Source organism: Massilia sp. DJPM01, from assembly GCF_030348125.1.
Lineage (GTDB): Bacteria > Pseudomonadota > Gammaproteobacteria > Burkholderiales > Burkholderiaceae_D > Telluria_A > Telluria_A frigida.
The window spans coordinates 258,608-274,653 of sequence record NZ_JAQOZV010000002.1; the positions used below are offsets into that span (position 1 = coordinate 258,608).

15 protein-coding genes are annotated in these 16,046 nt (G+C 65.0%); 3 read left to right on the plus strand and 12 right to left on the minus strand.

Translation table 11 applies throughout. From position 1 onward, the window contains the following. Positions 1 to 29: 29 nt before the first annotated feature. Entirely contained in the window at positions 30 to 2,285 is a 2,256-nt protein-coding gene (locus PO883_RS02600) for a TonB-dependent siderophore receptor (protein WP_289308367.1), read from the minus strand. 243 nt (positions 2,286 to 2,528) lie between these two features. On the opposite strand from PO883_RS02600, the gene PO883_RS02605 reads away from it, so the two are divergent. Beyond that, a complete protein-coding gene (locus PO883_RS02605) occupies positions 2,529 to 3,977 on the plus strand; it encodes a S41 family peptidase (protein ID WP_289308368.1) in 1,449 nt (482 codons plus the stop codon). A gap of 112 nt (positions 3,978 to 4,089) precedes the next feature. Then, positions 4,090 to 5,211 carry a beta-ketoacyl-ACP synthase III gene (locus tag PO883_RS02610; RefSeq protein ID WP_289308369.1) on the plus strand — a complete coding sequence of 374 codons (1,122 nt, stop codon included), beginning with the start codon at positions 4,090 to 4,092 and terminating at the stop codon, positions 5,209 to 5,211. A 93-nt stretch (positions 5,212 to 5,304) separates the two neighbouring features. Here the strand turns inward: PO883_RS02610 and PO883_RS02615 are convergent, their stop codons facing one another. Beyond that, on the minus strand, positions 5,305 to 7,341 hold the full coding sequence (locus tag PO883_RS02615; protein ID WP_289308370.1) for an NADPH-dependent 2,4-dienoyl-CoA reductase: 2,037 nt from the start codon (positions 7,339 to 7,341) through the stop codon (positions 5,305 to 5,307). Positions 7,342 to 7,516: 175 nt separating this feature from the next. Between PO883_RS02615 and PO883_RS02620 the strand changes: the two genes are divergently transcribed. Then, positions 7,517 to 8,080 (plus strand): SRPBCC family protein, encoded by a 564-nt coding sequence (locus PO883_RS02620; protein WP_289308371.1) that lies wholly within the window; start codon positions 7,517 to 7,519, stop codon positions 8,078 to 8,080. On the opposite strand, the gene PO883_RS02625 is transcribed toward PO883_RS02620, so the two are convergent. The 10 genes from PO883_RS02625 to PO883_RS02670 all read right to left on the minus strand — a co-directional run bounded on the left by PO883_RS02625 (position 8,077) and on the right by PO883_RS02670 (position 16,034). Continuing rightward, on the minus strand, positions 8,077 to 8,532 hold the full coding sequence (locus tag PO883_RS02625; protein WP_289308372.1) for a hypothetical protein: 456 nt from the start codon (positions 8,530 to 8,532) through the stop codon (positions 8,077 to 8,079). The two genes, PO883_RS02620 and PO883_RS02625, sit on opposite strands and share 4 nt — an antisense overlap. 16 nt (positions 8,533 to 8,548) lie before the next feature. Then, on the minus strand, positions 8,549 to 9,007 hold the full coding sequence (locus PO883_RS02630) for a DUF2721 domain-containing protein (RefSeq protein WP_167084489.1): 459 nt from the start codon (positions 9,005 to 9,007) through the stop codon (positions 8,549 to 8,551). 62 nt (positions 9,008 to 9,069) lie between these two features. Continuing rightward, on the minus strand, positions 9,070 to 10,026 hold the full coding sequence (gene pip, locus PO883_RS02635; protein ID WP_289308373.1) for a prolyl aminopeptidase: 957 nt from the start codon (positions 10,024 to 10,026) through the stop codon (positions 9,070 to 9,072). 85 nt (positions 10,027 to 10,111) lie between these two features. Continuing rightward, a complete protein-coding gene (locus tag PO883_RS02640; RefSeq protein WP_289308374.1) occupies positions 10,112 to 10,732 on the minus strand; it encodes a hypothetical protein in 621 nt (206 codons plus the stop codon). Beyond that, entirely contained in the window at positions 10,713 to 11,705 is a 993-nt protein-coding gene (locus tag PO883_RS02645; RefSeq protein WP_289308375.1) for a DUF1993 family protein, read from the minus strand. Before PO883_RS02645 ends, PO883_RS02640 begins: the two co-directional genes overlap by 20 nt. Positions 11,706 to 11,724: 19 nt before the next feature. Then, positions 11,725 to 12,447: an AAA family ATPase gene (locus tag PO883_RS02650; RefSeq protein WP_289308376.1), complete on the minus strand. Its 723-nt coding sequence runs from the start codon at positions 12,445 to 12,447 to the stop codon at positions 11,725 to 11,727. Between the two features lie 70 nt (positions 12,448 to 12,517). Beyond that, positions 12,518 to 13,258: an acetoacetyl-CoA reductase gene (gene phbB / locus PO883_RS02655; RefSeq protein ID WP_167084499.1), complete on the minus strand. Its 741-nt coding sequence runs from the start codon at positions 13,256 to 13,258 to the stop codon at positions 12,518 to 12,520. Positions 13,259 to 13,408: 150 nt separating this feature from the next. After that, positions 13,409 to 14,587: an acetyl-CoA C-acetyltransferase gene (locus tag PO883_RS02660; protein ID WP_289308377.1), complete on the minus strand. Its 1,179-nt coding sequence runs from the start codon at positions 14,585 to 14,587 to the stop codon at positions 13,409 to 13,411. A 64-nt stretch (positions 14,588 to 14,651) separates the two neighbouring features. After that, positions 14,652 to 15,008 carry a hypothetical protein gene (locus PO883_RS02665; protein ID WP_289308378.1) on the minus strand — a complete coding sequence of 119 codons (357 nt, stop codon included), beginning with the start codon at positions 15,006 to 15,008 and terminating at the stop codon, positions 14,652 to 14,654. Between the two features lie 117 nt (positions 15,009 to 15,125). Then, complete coding sequence (locus PO883_RS02670) at positions 15,126 to 16,034, minus strand: LysR family transcriptional regulator (protein ID WP_289308379.1); 909 nt, start codon at positions 16,032 to 16,034, stop codon at positions 15,126 to 15,128. Between the last annotated feature and the right edge of the window lie 12 nt (positions 16,035 to 16,046).

The window sequence follows — 16,046 nt, forward strand, 5'->3', positions numbered from 1 at the left end:
AAAATGGCTTGTGGCCACGGTATCGATCACTATAACTTCATTTCCAGTCGAATTGTCCACGTCGTGTAGGTGCGGCTGGCCGTGTCCGACAGCTGGGCGATGCCGTTCCGGGTCACGGTGCGGCCCGCCAGGTAGTCGTCGTTGAGCAGATTGTTGGCCGCCAGCCGCAGCTGGGTGGCGGCACTGATCTTCCACAGGCCGTACACGTCGAACTGGCGCTTCACACCCGTGGTGGCGACTTCATCCGCGCTGGTGCGCACCAGGATCGCCGGGGTCCAGTTGTAGCTGCCGCCCAGGGTCAGCGGCACATTCTTCAGGCGCCAGTCGAGGCCGACGTTGGCGGTCTGCTTGGCTTGCTGGTCGAGCCGGTTGTCGGGGCCGGGAATGCCCTCCACGCTCGACCAGAAATGGCTGTAGTTCGAACGCAGGTCGATATTCGGGGCGTTGGCCACCAGCTCGGCCAGCTGGAACTTGGCTTCCAGCTCGATGCCGCTGGTGCGCGCGCTGCCGATGTTCGATGGGCTCGACAGCCAGCGCGGGCCGTCCGGCGTGTCGCGCAGGGTCAGCTCGCGCCGCATCAGGTTATCGATGTTGCGCACAAAACCGCTGGCGCTGAGGATGCCGCTCTTGCCGAGGTAGTGCTCGTAAGCCAGGTCGATGCCCTGCGCCAGCTCGGGTTTGAGGTTCGGATTGCCGGTGCGGTCGGGCCGGGTTGCACTGTTGAGCTGCGAATAGGTCGGCACGGCGATCAGGTCGTTCAGCTGGGGCGCGCGGTAGCTGCGCGTCAGGCTGGCGCGGATCTGGTCCTTTTCGAAGCCGGGAATGCGCCATACCGTGTGCAGCACCGGGCTCCACACGCTGCTGTTGTTGCGCACGTCACGGCCCTGGTTGGTGGCGCTGGTGCGGATGCCTTCCCAGCGCAAGCCCAGGTAGGCCGACCATTGCGGCGTGATATCCCACTCGTCCTGCACATAGCCGGCCACGCGGCGCGTGTCGGCCGTCATGCTGGAACCCGATTCGGCGAACTGGGCGCGGCCGTTGACCAGCGCCACCGTGCTTTGCTCGCGGTGCCCGCCTTCCACATCCCAGCCGGCCGCCAGCAGGTGGCCCTTGGCCAGCGGCGTGCTGTACTTGCCGCCGCTGTTGAGGTTATGGCTGCGCGAGGTGTCGATGTCGTTGAAGTAATCCTTGAGCACGCCATCGTCGGCGTACTGCTTGCGCAGCGACGTGCTTTCGCTGCGGCCGCCGCCGAAACCGAACTTGACGTCGAGCTTGGCGCCGGCATCCATCCGGTGCAGCCAGTTGCCGAAGCCGCGCAGCATGGTCATCGACGAGCTCGAGTCGGCCAGCGCCAGCGCGTATTCGCGCTGCGGCGGGCCGATGCGCTGGGTCAGCAGGCTGTTGCTGTCGCCTTCGCTGCGGTTATGCATCAAAAACGGCTGGAAATTGAGCGTGTCGCCATTGTCGAACTTATACGACAGGCGCGGCGTCAGGTGCACCGAGCGCGAACTGCGGCGGCTAGAGCCATCGACCTGCTGGTCTTTCAGCAGCAGGCCGGCGGCATCGGTATCCCGGTAGGTGGTGACGTTCTCGTCGTGCTGGCGGTTGCTGCCCACCGAGCCGCTCATCAGCCAGGTCAGCGCGCCCACCTTGCCGGGCATGGTGAGCGAGAGGTTCGGTCCGTGCCGGCCATCTTCGATGCTGTCGGACAGCTTGAGCTGCACATCCTTTTGCTGGTAACCCTCGCGCAACACCACGTTGATGGTGCCGGCAATGGCCTGGGTGCTGTGTTCGGCCACGGGGCCGCGCATGACTTCGATGCGTTCGACCTGGTCGGGCGCGAGCGATTCGAGCGAAAAACCGGCGGGCGGGCGCTCGCCGTTGACCAGCATCTGGGTGTAGCCATTGCCCAGGCCGCGCATGCGCACCCCGCCGCCGCCCCGTCCCGGCGGCCCGCCCATGGTCACGCCGGGCAGGCGCTTGAGGATTTCGCCGACGCTGCTGTCGCCGTTGCGGTCCAGTTCTTCGCGCCCGAACACCATCTTGGCGGCGGTCGACAGGCGGCGCGATTCGGTGTCGCCAGCGCGGCTGCCATTGATGGTGACCGCAGCCACGCCGGCTGCGGCCTTGGGCTCGCCCTTGGACTTGGACGTGGACGCAGGCACGGCGGCCGGTTCCTGCGCCGGCACGGCGCTCAGCGGCGCGGCGGGCGCCTCCTGGGCATGGCTGGACGGGGCGATACTGGCGATCAGGGCGGCGCAGGCGAAGGGGATCAGTTTGCTCATCGGGGGTTCGGTGGTGAATCAGGCTGGCTGGACGGCAACTGCTGGGCGCGTCATGGGGCTCGCGATGCTGGCATTCTAGCCGCTGCCTTCCTGGCGCAACCGCCGCGCCCGGTTTTTTTACTTTTCGATACACAGGCCGGGCATGCACAATTTCGCTGCGGGCCGCGCAATCGGGTTTATACTGGATTCGTGCCAGCTCATCAGCTGGAGTGGCGCATTCTTCTTGGCATCGTAGGTGACACCATGGGCTCTACCCTTAAAAATTCCGGGCTGGTCGGCCTGGGCGCCCTTGCCGGCGTAGCCTTTTCCATGCAGTTCTCGGCGCTGGCGCAAAAGCCGGTCGAGCAAGGCATGCCGCTCGAAGAGCTGCGCCAGCTCTCCGACGCCTACGATCTGATCAAAACCGATTATGTCGAGCCGGTGGCCGACAAGAAACTGCTGACCGACGCCATCACCGGCATGGTGGCCTCGCTCGATCCCCATTCGGCCTACCTCGACAAGAAAGCCTACCGCGACCTGCGCGAAGGCACCCAGGGCAAGTTCGTCGGCCTGGGCATCGAAATTGCCCAGAGCGAAGAAGGCTACATCAAGATCGTGGCCCCGATCGAGGATTCGCCGGCCTGGCGCGCCGGCATCAAGGCGGGCGACCTGATCACGCGCATCAACAACGAGGCCATCCAGAACCTGGGCATCGATGAAGCGGTCAAGAAGATGCGCGGCGAGCCGCTCACCAAGGTCACCCTGACCCTGCTGCGCAAGGACGTGGCGCTGCCGCTGGTGATGACGATCATGCGCCAGGAAATCATCCAGAAAAGCGTGAAGGGCAAGATTGTCGAGCCGGGCTACGCCTGGTTGCGCATTTCGCAATTCCAGGAACCGACCGTGGACGACATGGCGGCCCGCCTGGCGGCGCTGTACCAGCAGGATCCATCCCTCAAGGGCCTGGTGCTGGACTTGCGCAACGACCCGGGCGGCCTGCTGCAAGGCGCCATTGGCGTGTCGGCCGCGTTTTTGCCGCGCGGCGCCGAAATCGTCTCGACCAATGGCCAGCTGGCCAATTCGCGCCAGAGCTACCTCGGCAAACCCGAGTATTACACCCTGCAGGGCGACGGCGACGTGCTGGCCAGGCTGCCGGTGGCGCTCAAGACGGTGCCGATGGTGGTGCTGGTCAACACCGGATCGGCCTCGGCCTCCGAAATCGTCGCTGGCGCACTCCAGGATTACAAACGCGCCGTGATCCTCGGCAGCCAGACCTTCGGCAAAGGGTCGGTGCAGACCATCAAGCCGCTCGGCGGCGACACGGCGGTCAAGCTGACCACGGCGCGCTACTACACCCCGAACGGGCGCTCGATCCAGGCGCGCGGCATCATTCCCGACTTTTTGGTCGACGAAAACGCCGACGGCGATGGCTTGAACGGCTTGCGCATGCGCGAAGCCGACCTGGAAAAGCACCTGTCCAACGACCGCGACCAGGAAAGCGCGGCCAGCACGCGCGAGCAGCTCGATGCCCAACGGCGCCTGCTGGCGGTCGAGCGCAAGCGCAAGCCGCTCGAATACGGCAGTACCGACGACTTCCAGCTGGCCCAGGCCCTGAATCACCTGAAAGGCTTGCCGGTGCAACTGGCCAAGCCCCCCAAGGACCTGGTGGCGCAAGCGCCAGCGGTGCCGCTACCCGCGAAAAAACGCAAATAGGCACTGTCCACCGGGCTGGCCCCGCGCTTTTCTCGCCACCGCGAAGTCCATTGTGTAGAATCATCGGCACATGCCGGGTTACGCCCGGCTTACCCTATTTGAAAGCTTTACCATGAAACAAGTTGTCATCAGCGGCACGGGCCTGTTCACGCCGCCCCATTCGATCTCCAACGAAGAGCTGGTTGTCGCCTTCAACGCCTACGCCGAGCTGTACAACGCCGAACACGCCGCTGCGATCGCGGCGGGCGAACTGACGGCGATCGAAGGATCGAGCGCGGCCTTTATCGAAAAAGCGTCCGGTATCAAATCGCGCTATGTGATGGAAAAATCCGGCATTCTGGACCCGGCGCGCATGACGGCGCGCATTCCCGAGCGCGCCGACGAAGACATCTCGCTGCAGGCTGAAATCTGCGTGGCCGCGGCGCGCCAGGCGCTGGACCGGGCCGGACGCACGGCGGCCGACATCGACATGGTGCTGGTCGCGTGCAGCAACATGCAGCGCGCCTATCCGGCCATGGCGGTGGAAGTACAGGAAGCGCTGGGCATCGACGGCTTCGGTTTCGACATGAACGTGGCCTGTTCCTCGGCGACCTTCGGGATCCAGACGGCGATGGCGGCGGTGCAGAGCGGACAGGCGCGCGCGGTGCTGGTGCTCAATCCGGAAATCACCAGCGGCCATTTGAACTTCCGCGACCGCGACAGCCACTTCATTTTCGGCGACGCCTGCACGGCCATCGTGGTCGAAGCAGCCGAGACGGCGACCAGCAATCACCAGTTCGAGATTCTCGAATCGAAGCTCAGGACCAAATTCTCGAACAACATCCGCAACAACTTCGGCTTCATGAACCGCTTCGACGAAGCGGGCATCGGCCAGCCGGACAAGCTGTTCCGCCAGCAGGGCCGCAAGGTGTTCAAGGAAGTGTGTCCGATGGCGGCCGAGATGATCCGCGAGACGATCACCAATGCGGGGCTGGAAGTGGCGCAGGTGTCGCGCTACTGGCTGCACCAGGCGAACCTGAACATGAATTTGCTGATCACGCGCATGCTGCTCGGGCGCGACGCCGAGCCGCAGGAAGCGCCGGTCATTCTGGACACGTATGCGAATACCTCGTCGGCGGGCTCGATCATCGCGTTTCACAAGTACCAGGACGACATGCCGAGCGGCTCGCACGGGGTGATTTGCTCGTTCGGCGCGGGGTATTCGATTGGGTGCGTCGTGGTGCGCAAGAAGTAATCGCCGTTAACTGCTAACCGTAGCTCCGTCGTTCCTGGCATTGCCAGAAACGACTTCCCGCGCCAAGGCGGCACTCGGCGGGAACGACGGCGGTTACAGCCGCGCGGCCAGTTCAGCACCTTCCCTGATGGCGCGCTTGGCGTCCAACTCGGCCGCCAGCGCGGCGCCGCCGATCTTGTGGAATACCGGCCCACCACTCGCCGCGCCCTCTTCCGGCATCAACTCCGTCAAACTATCCTGACCCGCGCAGATAATCACATTGTCGACCGCGATCAAGCGCTCTTCCCCACCGACCGTGATATGCAGCCCGTGGTCGTCGATCTTGTTGTACGTGACACCAGCAAGCATCACCACCCCATTGCGGCTCAAGGTCGCGCGGTGCACCCAGCCCGACGTCTTGCCCAGCCCCGCACCCAGCTTGGACGCCTTGCGCTGCATCAGGAATAGCTGGCGCACCGGTTCGGCCGCGTGCGGCGCCACCAGCCCGCCACTGGTGGTCGCCTCCAGATCCACGCCCCATTCACCGGCCCATTCGGCCACCGGCAGCGGCAGCGGGTGCGCCGGGTTGTGCAGCAGGTACTCGCCCACGTCGAAACCAATCCCGCCCGCGCCGATGATGGCCACGCGCTTGCCCACCGGCGCCTTGTTCTGCAACACGTCGATGTACGACAGCACCTTGGGATGCTTGATGCCCTCGATCGGCGGCATGCGCACCTTGATGCCGGTGGCGACGATCACGTCGTCAAAACCTCCCGCCAGCAGCGCCTCGCGCGTGACCCGCTCACCGAGCCGCAAGGTCACGCCGGTCAGGTCCAGCTTGCGCCGGAAGTAGCGGATCGTTTCGGCGAATTCTTCCTTGCCCGGGATTTGCATGGCGATCTTGAATTGCCCGCCCACCGTGTCGCTCGAATCGAACAGGGTCACCGCGTGCCCGCATTCGGCCGCCACGGTCGCCGCCGACAATCCGGCCGGACCGGCACCCACCACCGCCACCTTGCGCGGCCTGGCCGTCTTGGCGTACACCAGCTCCGTCTCGTGGCAGGCGCGCGGGTTGACCAGGCAGCTGGCGCGCTTGTTGGCAAAGGTGTGATCGAGACAGGCCTGGTTGCAGCCGATGCAGGTGTTGATTTCGTCCGCGCGCCCGCTGGCCGCCTTGATGACAAACTGGGCGTCGGCCAGGAACGGGCGCGCCATCGACACCATGTCGGCGTCGCCACGGGCGATGATGTCGTCCGCTTCAAACGGCATGTTGATGCGGTTCGAGGCCACCACGGGAATCTTCACTTCGCGCCGCAGGCGCCCGGCCACGCTGGCAAAGGCCGCGCGCGGCACCGAGGTGACGATGGTCGGCACGCGCGCCTCGTGCCAGCCGTAGCCGGTATTGAGGATGGTGACGCCGGCCTGTTCGAGCGCGTGCGCGACCTTGACCACGTCGTCCCAGGTGTTGCCGCCTTCGACCAGATCGAGCAGCGAGTGGCGGTACATGATGATGAAGTCCTCGCCCACGGTCTTGCGGATGCGCTTGATGATCTCGACGGGCAGGCGCATGCGGTTCTCGATGCTGCCGCCCCAGCGGTCCTGGCGCAGGTTGGTGCGCGCGCACAGGAACTGGTTGAGCAGGTAGCCTTCGCTGCCCATCACTTCAATGCCGTCGTAGCCGGCGCGCTTGGCCAGCTTGGCGCAGCGCGCGTAGTCGCGGATGGTCGCTTCGATTCCACTTTCCGTCAGCGCGCGCGGCTTGAACGGCGAGATCGGCGACTTCACGCCCGACGCCGACACCACCAGCGGCTGATAGCCATAGCGTCCCGAGTGCAGGATCTGCATCAGGATCTTGCCGCCCTCCTCGTGCACCGCGTTTGTGACGCGCCGGTGGTTGTACACGTCACCGGCGAAATTGAGGGTGCCGCCGAACGGCAGCAGCCATCCCTGGCGGTTGGGCGAGATGCCGCCGGTGACGATCAGCCCCACGCCGCCCTTGGCGCGCTCGCGGTAAAAGGCGGCCAGCTTGCCGTAATTGTAGAAGCGATCTTCGAGCCCGGTGTGCATCGAACCCATGATGACGCGGTTGCGCAAGGTGGTGAAGCCCAGGTCCAGGGGCGCGAGCAGGTGCGGGTAGGCTTGGATTGTCATGATTGTGATGGGTGGGGGCGTGAAGACGGGACGTCGGGACTGCATATCAAGACGACATTACAACCTACTTCTGTAGATGCCGGGTTCTAATCTTCGACCCGCCGCCGGCCGCCATCCCGCGCACGCTTGCGTGTGCCTCCTTGTCAGGGCCGCCGCTTTCCCGTAGGCTGAGCTTATGTTTCCGCGAATCCTATTATGTTGCTTTCTTGCCTGTTCCACGCCCGCCCTGGCCCAATCCAGGCTGGAAGTGACGGTCAAGCGCGTCGATCTGGCGGACCAGCACATGTTCGAGGTCGCCTCCAGCGGCGAGGTGCGCGCCGCGCCGGCGGCCGTGTGGAAGGTGCTGACCGATTATGACCGCATGTCCGAGTTCGTGCCGGACCTGAAAACGTCCAAGGTCCTCTCGCGCACCGGCAACAAGGTAATCATCGAGCAGTTCGGGGTGGCCAGCTTCCTGTTCATCCGGCGCGACATCCATCTGATCGTGCAGGCCAGCGAAGAAGCGATGACGTCGATCGACATCAGCCTGGTGACCGGCGACATGCGCGTCTACCAGTGCCGCTGGCAGCTGATCCCGGTGCCCGAGACGGGCGGCACGCGCATCGTCTACAGCGGCAAGCTGGTACCGAAGTTCTACGTTCCCGGCATGCTGGGGGCGAACATCATCCGCTCCGACATCGAGCGCATGATGAAGGCCGTACTTGCGCGGCTGGAGCGCGGCGACGCTCCTGTCAACTAAGCCTGGTAGCTTTGCGGCTCGCGCAGTTCGGCGAAGGTTTCGATGCTGCCGATCTTGACCGTCACGGGATTGAGACTCATTTGCGGCGCCATGGCGCGCCAGGCGAACTGCCATTCGCGTTCTTCGGCTTCGGCGCTGCTCTTGGTGAAGGCGGCGCCCAGGGCCGCGCGCACGCCGTATTCGACGGCGCCATCGATCCCGGCCCAACTTGGCAGGGTACGCTGCACGGCGCGGTGCAGGCGTTCGCCGAATTCCTCGGTATTGTGGATCACCAGGCAGCAGTCGGCCGGCGAGAAAACGTCGAACAGGGCGGTGTCCCAGGCTTGCGAGAACGACAGGGTCAGGCAGTTGTTGACCGGGACCAGGCGAAACTGCCCCAGGGCCAGCGCGGCTTCCAGTTCGGCGCGCGGCGCGTAGCGGTACAAGGTGGGAGGACGTTGGTAATCGTGCATAAGAAAATTCAATCTGTTAGTTGGCGGCCGGCGGCGAACCGCGCGGACGCACGTGACGGCGCGAACGCAGCGTCTTGGAGGCGACAAAAATTTCGCGCAGCAGGTACACAAAGCTGCCGATCAGGCACAGCATCGCGATCACGAACAGGCCGGCGATGTACTGGTCCAGCGAGACATTGGTGGTATCGCCCAGGAACAGCAGCGCAATGATCAGGCAAATCAGCAGGCCGCAGGCGGTGCTGAGCGCGATGGCGTAGTTAATCAGGTGCCAGCGCGGGTACAGGACGTCGAGTTCGTCCATGTAGGCGTCGTGCCAGCCGATGTCGAGCCGGTCTTCCAGTACGCGCGAGCGGTCGATGATGCGCGCCAGGCGGTTGGTCAGCACCATCAGGTTGGTGCACACGCCGGTGAGCAGGAACACCGGCGCGATGGCCAACTGGATGACGTGGCCCATATCGGTGAGCTGGAGATTCATAGGGCGCTGTAAGTTGATAATGCGTGTACAACCGCTAGTGTAGCAGGGCCACCCGCGCCGTCCTAATCGAAGCGTCCGCTGCGCTTGAACTGCTCGGTGGCGCCCACCAGCGCCTTGGCGATGCCCGCTTCCAGCGCGCCGTGGCCGGCGTCGGCCGCCATGCGCAGGCGCGCGCCGGGCCAGGCCTGGTGCAGGCGGTAGGCCGACAGCGGCGGACAAATGACATCGTAGCGGCCCTGCACGATCACGCACGGCAGGTGCGCGATGCGGCCCACGTCCCGTACCAGCTGGTCTTCGTCCAGGAAGCCCTGGTTGGCCATGTAGTGCGATTCGAGCCGGCCCACGCCCAGGTCGAGGGTGTCGGAGGCGGTGTCTTCCGGCTGCGGCAGCAGGAACACGCGGCGCCCCTCGAAGCGGCTCCACGCGCGCGCCGCCGGCCAGTACACGTCCGGGTCGTCGCACAGCATGCGCGAGGTGTAGGCGGTGAGCAGGTCGGCCCGCTCGGCCTCGGGAATCGGTGCCACGAATTCGTCGTACAGCTCGGGGTAGAACCAGCGCACGCCGTGCAGGAACCAGTCCACTTCGGCGGCGGTGCACAGGAAAATCCCGCGCAGGATGAAACCGAGGCAGCGTTCGGGATGGGCTTCGCCGTAGGCCAGCGCCAGGGTCGAGCCCCACGAGCCGCCGAACACCAGCCACTTGTCCACGCCGAACTGCTCGCGCAGGGTTTCGATATCGCCGATCAGCAGTTGGGTGGTGTTCTCGCGCCACTCGCCCAGCGGGGTCGATTTGCCGGCGCCGCGCTGGTCGAACAGGATGACGCGGTAGTGCTGCGGATCGAAAAAGCGCCGGTGCTGCGGCGACAGGCCGGCGCCCGGCCCGCCGTGCAGGAACAGCACCGGGATGCCTTTCGGATTGCCCACTTCCTCCCAGTAGATGGTGTGCAGCGCATCGACTTCCAGCATGCCGTGCCGGGTCGGCTGGATCGGCGGGAACAGGCAGGTCGGAATGGCGGGCATGGGAGTCCTCTTGTGGTTGACAAGCGATTGTAGCGCACTGGCGCGCCGCTGCCGCCGGGCTCGACGCGGCGGCAGCGGGCGGCGCCTATCGTGGGTGCCTGGCCAGCGACTGCACCGCCGCCAGCGCGGTTTTCAGCTCGCCGCCAACGTGCTGTTTCCACAGGACGGCGGCGGCGGAGAACTTGCGCTCGCCGGCCAGCGCCGTGATCTGGCGCCGGATGTCCGCGTCGAGCATGCCGAACTGGCGCAGTTCCGGAGAGCGCGGTGCGCCGGCGCGCCCGGTGGGGTCGCGCTCCATCAGGCAGGCATGCAGCCCGGGCAGCGGCTGCGGCGTGGCGCCGCCGTGCGCCAGGCCGGCCAGCAGCCGGACCTCGAGCGCGTCGTCCAATGCCAGCCCCTCGGCGGGCCAGTCGATCAGCTGCGCCACGTTGTAGATGGTGTCGACCTGGGCCTCGCGCACGACGTCAAGCAGGTCGTGCAAGTCCACCCCGGCCGCCAGCAGCCGCCCGGCGGCGCCGCCGTGGCGCAGCAGCGCCTCCGGTGCGGCTTCGTCGGCGACGCTGCTCCACAGCCCGCGCAGCAGCAGTTCATGCAGCAGCGAGCGGGCGTCGCCGCGCGCCACGTCGCGGGCGATGGCCCCCGCCATGGCGGGTGCGAGGCCGATGTCTTCCAGCTGGGTCGTTGGCTCAGGCATTGGTGTAGACATGGAAGCCGTCGAAATCGGCCTTGCCGAGCGCGACCCCGCCCTGGCGCAGGATGGCGTAGGCGCTGGTCAGGTGGAAAAAGAAGTTCGGCAGCGCGTACTGCAGCAGGAAGGGCTGGCCCGGCAGGGTGACCAGCGCTTCGCCGGCGCGGTCGCTGACGACGCGGCTGGCGGCGCCGTCGAACTGCGCGGGGGTGAGCGCGTCCAGGAAGCCGAGCACGAAGTCGATGCGCTGGCGCAGGCCGTCGTAGGTCGGCGCGAACTGGCCGCTGTCGCGCAGCGCGCTGGCGGGAAAGGCGCCCGTCTGCGACAGGCTGCTGCCGGCCAGCGGGGCGCAGGCGCGCACGGCAAAATTGGCCGCCACCTCGGCCTGCACGGCCAGGGTCAGCATGCCCGGCGCCAGGCGCGCGCCCAGCAGTGCGGGGCCTTCCGGATGCGCTTCGGCCAGCGCCAGCATGGCGCGCAGATGGCGCAGGTAGCGCCGGAACACGGGCACGCTGGCCTCGTACAGGTTGTCATGCGCCGGCGGCGCCTCGCGTGCGCGCTGCAGCGAATACTGCACTTCGATATCGTCTTTCATCTTGCCACGCTCCCATCCCTGCGATTCGTAAAAGATGTCGGCGCGCGTGTCGGCGCCGGTGGAGAGCACGATCTGCGCGTGCCCTTGTTCGAACAGATCGTCCACCGCCAGCGCCAGCAAGCGCTTGCCGATGCCCTGCCCTTCGCGCGCGGGGTCGATGAACAGCGCCCAGATCGACCCTTGTTCGCGGTCGGCGCTGGCAAAACCGGCGATCACGCCATCGTCCTCGCACACCCAGGTGCGGCCCAGGCGTCCCAGATAATCGCGGTACATGGCGATGGTGATGCGGCCCGGGTCGCGCAGGCGGTTTTCGGTGACGGTCAGGCGAATCGCCGACATGGCGCCGATGTCGGCTTCGGTGGCTGGCCTGAAAGTGAGCGTGGAGGTGGTATTCAAGTTGATCGTGTTCCTGTGGTCAGTCGTCGGCGAGCAGTTGCTGGAGGCGCCGGGGATAGTGGTTGAGAAAATCGCGCGTGACGGCGAAATGTTCGGTGTCTTCATACGCCACTTCGGCGATGCCGCTGCCGTCGAACTGCAGGATTTTGGCGTTCGGGTAAGACAGCAGGATGGGCGAATGGGTGGCGATGATGAACTGGCAATCCTGCTTGACCAGCTGGTCGATGGCCGACAGCGCGGCCAGTTGGCGGTTGGGCGAGAGCGCCGCCTCGGGCTCGTCGAGCAGGTACAGGCCGCCGGCCGAAAACTCCAGCATCACCTCCATGAAGGCTTCGCCGTGCGAACGCAGATGCTTCGATGGCCGTCTCCCGGGAGGAGGAAGCTCGTCGAGATAGGTAAAGACATTGAACAGGCTTTCGGCGCGCAGGAAGTAGGACCAGGCCGGCTTGCGGAAGCCCTTCACCAGTTTCAGGTAGTCGTGCAGGGGCGAGACCTCCTGCTGTCCGCGCGAGACGCTGCGGCTGCCGCCTTCGCCAGACAGACCCATCGCCACGGCGATCGCTTCGAGAATCGTCGACTTGCCGGCGCCATTTTCACCGACGAAAAAGGTCACGTCGGCATGCGGCTCGATCACGCCCATGTCGCGCACGGCGGGAATATGGAAGGGATAACTGTCGAAATCGATCTCGGCATCATCGGCGATCGAGATTTCGCGTAAATACGGTTTGGCGCTGATCGCCATGGTGATCCTTGGTGAAAAAAAGCACTACCCGCAGGCAGTGCTTTTCGGTTCCTGCGACTGCGTACTGCGATCAGGACATGTGCTGGCCGCCGTTGATGGCGATGTTGGCGCCCGTAACAAAAGCGGCTTCGTCCGACGACAGGTAAGCGACCAAGCCGGCGACTTCTTCCGGCTTGCCCAGGCGCGCCATCGGAATTTGCGGAATGATCTTGGTGTCGAGCACTTCTTTCGGGATTTCCATGACCATCTTGGTGCCGATGTAGCCTGGCGAAATGGTGTTGACGGTCACGCCCTTGCGCGCCACTTCCAGCGCCAGCGCCTTGGTGAAGCCGTGCATGCCGGCCTTGGCCGCCGAATAGTTGGTCTGGCCGAAGGCGCCCTTCTGCCCGTTCACCGACGAGATGTTGATGATGCGGCCCCAGCCGCGCTCGACCATGCCATCGCACACCGGCTTGGTCATGTTGAAGACGGAATCGAGGTTGGTGGCCATGACGGCGTCCCAGTTCGGCTTGTCCATTTTCTTGAACGTCATGTCGCGCGTGATGCCGGCGTTGTTGACCAGCACGTCGATCAGGCCGACTTCGTCCTGGATCTTCGCTACGCACGCCTGGGCCGAATCGTAGTCGGCCACGTCGCACGCATAGGCCTTGAAGTCGTAGCCCATGTCCTTGGTGGTCGCCAGCCATTCCTCGACCTTCTTGTTACCAGGGGAATACGTGGTGACGACCCGATACCCGAGAGCGGCCAGTTTGAAACAGACCGCCTCGCCCAAACCGCCCATACCGCCGGTCACTAATGCAACTCTAGCCATTTTGTCTTCTCCTGTTTTTGTACACCAACTCCAACCAAATCGCGGGGGCGGCTTGGACCCGCCCTTGCTCCGCTTGAGCGCTACTCAGCCATGCTCAGTCGCGCTCATTGTCGCGCCGTTTCATGCCATCGCGCTTGCGCGCAACGATGCTCAGTCGCGTTCTAGCGCCAAAGCAACTCCCATGCCGCCGCCGATGCACAGGCTGGCCAGCCCGCGCTTGGCGTCGCGCCGGACCATTTCGTGCAGCAAGGTCACCAGCACGCGGCAGCCCGATGCACCAATCGGGTGCCCCAGTGCGATCGCGCCGCCATTGACGTTGATCTTGCTGGTATCCCAGCCCATCTCCTTGTTGACGGCGATCGCTTGCGCGGCGAAGGCTTCGTTAATTTCCATCAAGTCCACGTCTTCATGGGTCCAGCCAGCCTTTTGCAGGCACAGCCTGGTCGCCGAGACCGGGCCCATGCCCATGATGGTCGGGTCCAGCCCGGCCGAGGAATACGCCTTGATGCGCGCCAGCGGTTTCAGACCCAATTCCTTGGCCTTGGAAGCGGACATCATGATGACGGCGGCGGCGCCATCGTTCAGGCCAGAAGCATTGCCTGCCGTAACGGTACCAGCTTTGTCGAAAGCGGGGCGCAGGCTGGCCAGCGACTCGAGCGTGGTGCCATGCTTGGGATACTCGTCGGTGTCGAACACGACGGTGCCCTTCTTGGAGACGATTTCGAAAGGAATGATTTCATCCTTGAACTTGCCGGCCTTTTGCGCGGCCTCGGCCTTGAGCTGCGATTGCAGCGCGAATTCATCCTGCTCGGCGCGCGAAACTTCGTATTTCTTGGCGACGTTTTCGGCGGTCACGCCCATGTGGTACTGGTTGTAGGCGTCCCACAGGCCGTCCACGATCATGGTGTCGACCAGCTTGGTGTCGCCCATGCGGAAACCGTCGCGCGAGCCGGGCAGCACGTGCGGCGAGGCGCTCATGTTTTCCTGGCCGCCGGCAATGATGATGTCGGCGTCGCCGCACTTGATGGCCTGGGCCGCCAGATGGGTGGCCTTCAGGCCGCTGCCGCAGACTTTACCGACGGTAAACGCCGGCACCATGTTCGGCATGCCAGCCTTGATCACGGCCTGGCGGGCCGGACCCTGGCCAACGCCGGCGGTCAGCACCTGGCCGAGGATGACCTCGTTGACTTTGGCCGGATCGAGGTCGATCTGGGCCAGCAGGTGCTTGATGACGTGGGCGCCCAGTTCGGCGGCGGGGATTTTCGCGAGCGCGCCGCCAAATTTACCGACTGCGGTACGGCCAGCGGCCACGATTACGACGTCTTCCATGTGAATCTCCGATGTGCTGTGTTCTGGCGCGGTGGCCAATAGGTTTCAAGTGAGCGGCCTGGCACTAGGTGCCGGTCGCCGTTCCCGGCTGAGCTCCGGCCGGCGGCGCGGCCAACAGGGGCCGACCGAAAATTGCAAACTGCCATGCATCGCGCGGAACCGGGGTCAGCCAGTTGCTGGCGCCGCCCACGCATTGCCACTGCCGGGTTGCGACGGTGGCCGTGGCGAGCAGGGTTCTTATCGAATCGACATTGACTTCCGCCGCGGACACGCCGGCGTCCATGGCTGCGTGGACGCTGCGCTGATACATGCCCGCTTGGGTGTCGAACAGTTCCCGCATGGAGCGGAACAACAGGTCAGAACTTGAAAACATGGTTTCCCTTTTCGGATGGACAGTCTTTGACAGCGTAGAGCGTGACAAAGTCCTCCATCTTAGTTTCCCGATTCCGTTCGAGTTTGAGCAAAATCAATCTTATCAGCTTATTCACCGAAAACAATCGGGGATTGCCGCGCAGCCGCAAATTACCCCGGCTGGATATCAGCTAAGCAAGGTAATGCCGTCGAGGGTGCGCGCGCACTGCTCGCGGATCACGCCCACGAAGTCGCTCACGTAGGCCTTGGCGGCCAGCGCCGGCGGCACCGAGACGAACAGGTCGCTCCACAGGCCGAACTCGCCCACCGGGCGCGACAGCACGTAATCGTAGTCGACGTAATTCTTGATGGCCCAGTTGGGCAGCGCGGCCAGCCCGCGCCGGCTGGCCACGAGCTGCAGGATGGCCACGGTCAGCTCGGCCGTGCGGCGCTCGAAGCGCACATTGGCCGGCCGCAAGACTTCGCGGATCAGGTCGATGCGCTCTTCCGGCACCGGATAGGTGATCAGGGTTTCACCGTCGAAGTCGGCCGCTTCCAGGCGGCGCTGGGCGGCCAGGCGGTGCTTCTGGGCCAGCACCACCAGGATTTCAAAGCGGAACAGGGGAAACACGGTGTATTCCGGGCCGCCGGCCGAGCCGATCACCAGGTCGGCCAGGCCGCTGCGCAGCAGGTCGACCGGCTCGCTGTGAAAGCCCGACACCAGGTCGATCTCCACCTCCGGCCAGCGCTGGCGGAAGGCATCCATGACCGGCATCAGCCAGTCGAAACAGGTATGGCATTCGAGCGCCACGCGCAACTGGCCCTTGTCGCCCTGCGACAGGCGCGCCACGTCGCGCTCGGCCTGCTCGACGTCGGGCAGCACGCGGTCGGCCAGGTCGAGCAGGCGCATGCCGGTGGCGGTAAACGCGATTGGCAGCGACTTGCGTTCGAACAGGGGGGCGCCGTAGCGCTCCTCCATCAATTTGATCTGGTGCGACAGGGCCGACTGCGTCAGGTTCAGCAACTGGGCGGCACGCACCAGGCTACCGGAAGAACGCAGGGCGGTGAGCGTGCGCAAGTGTCGGAGTTCTAGCATGGCCTCGCTCTA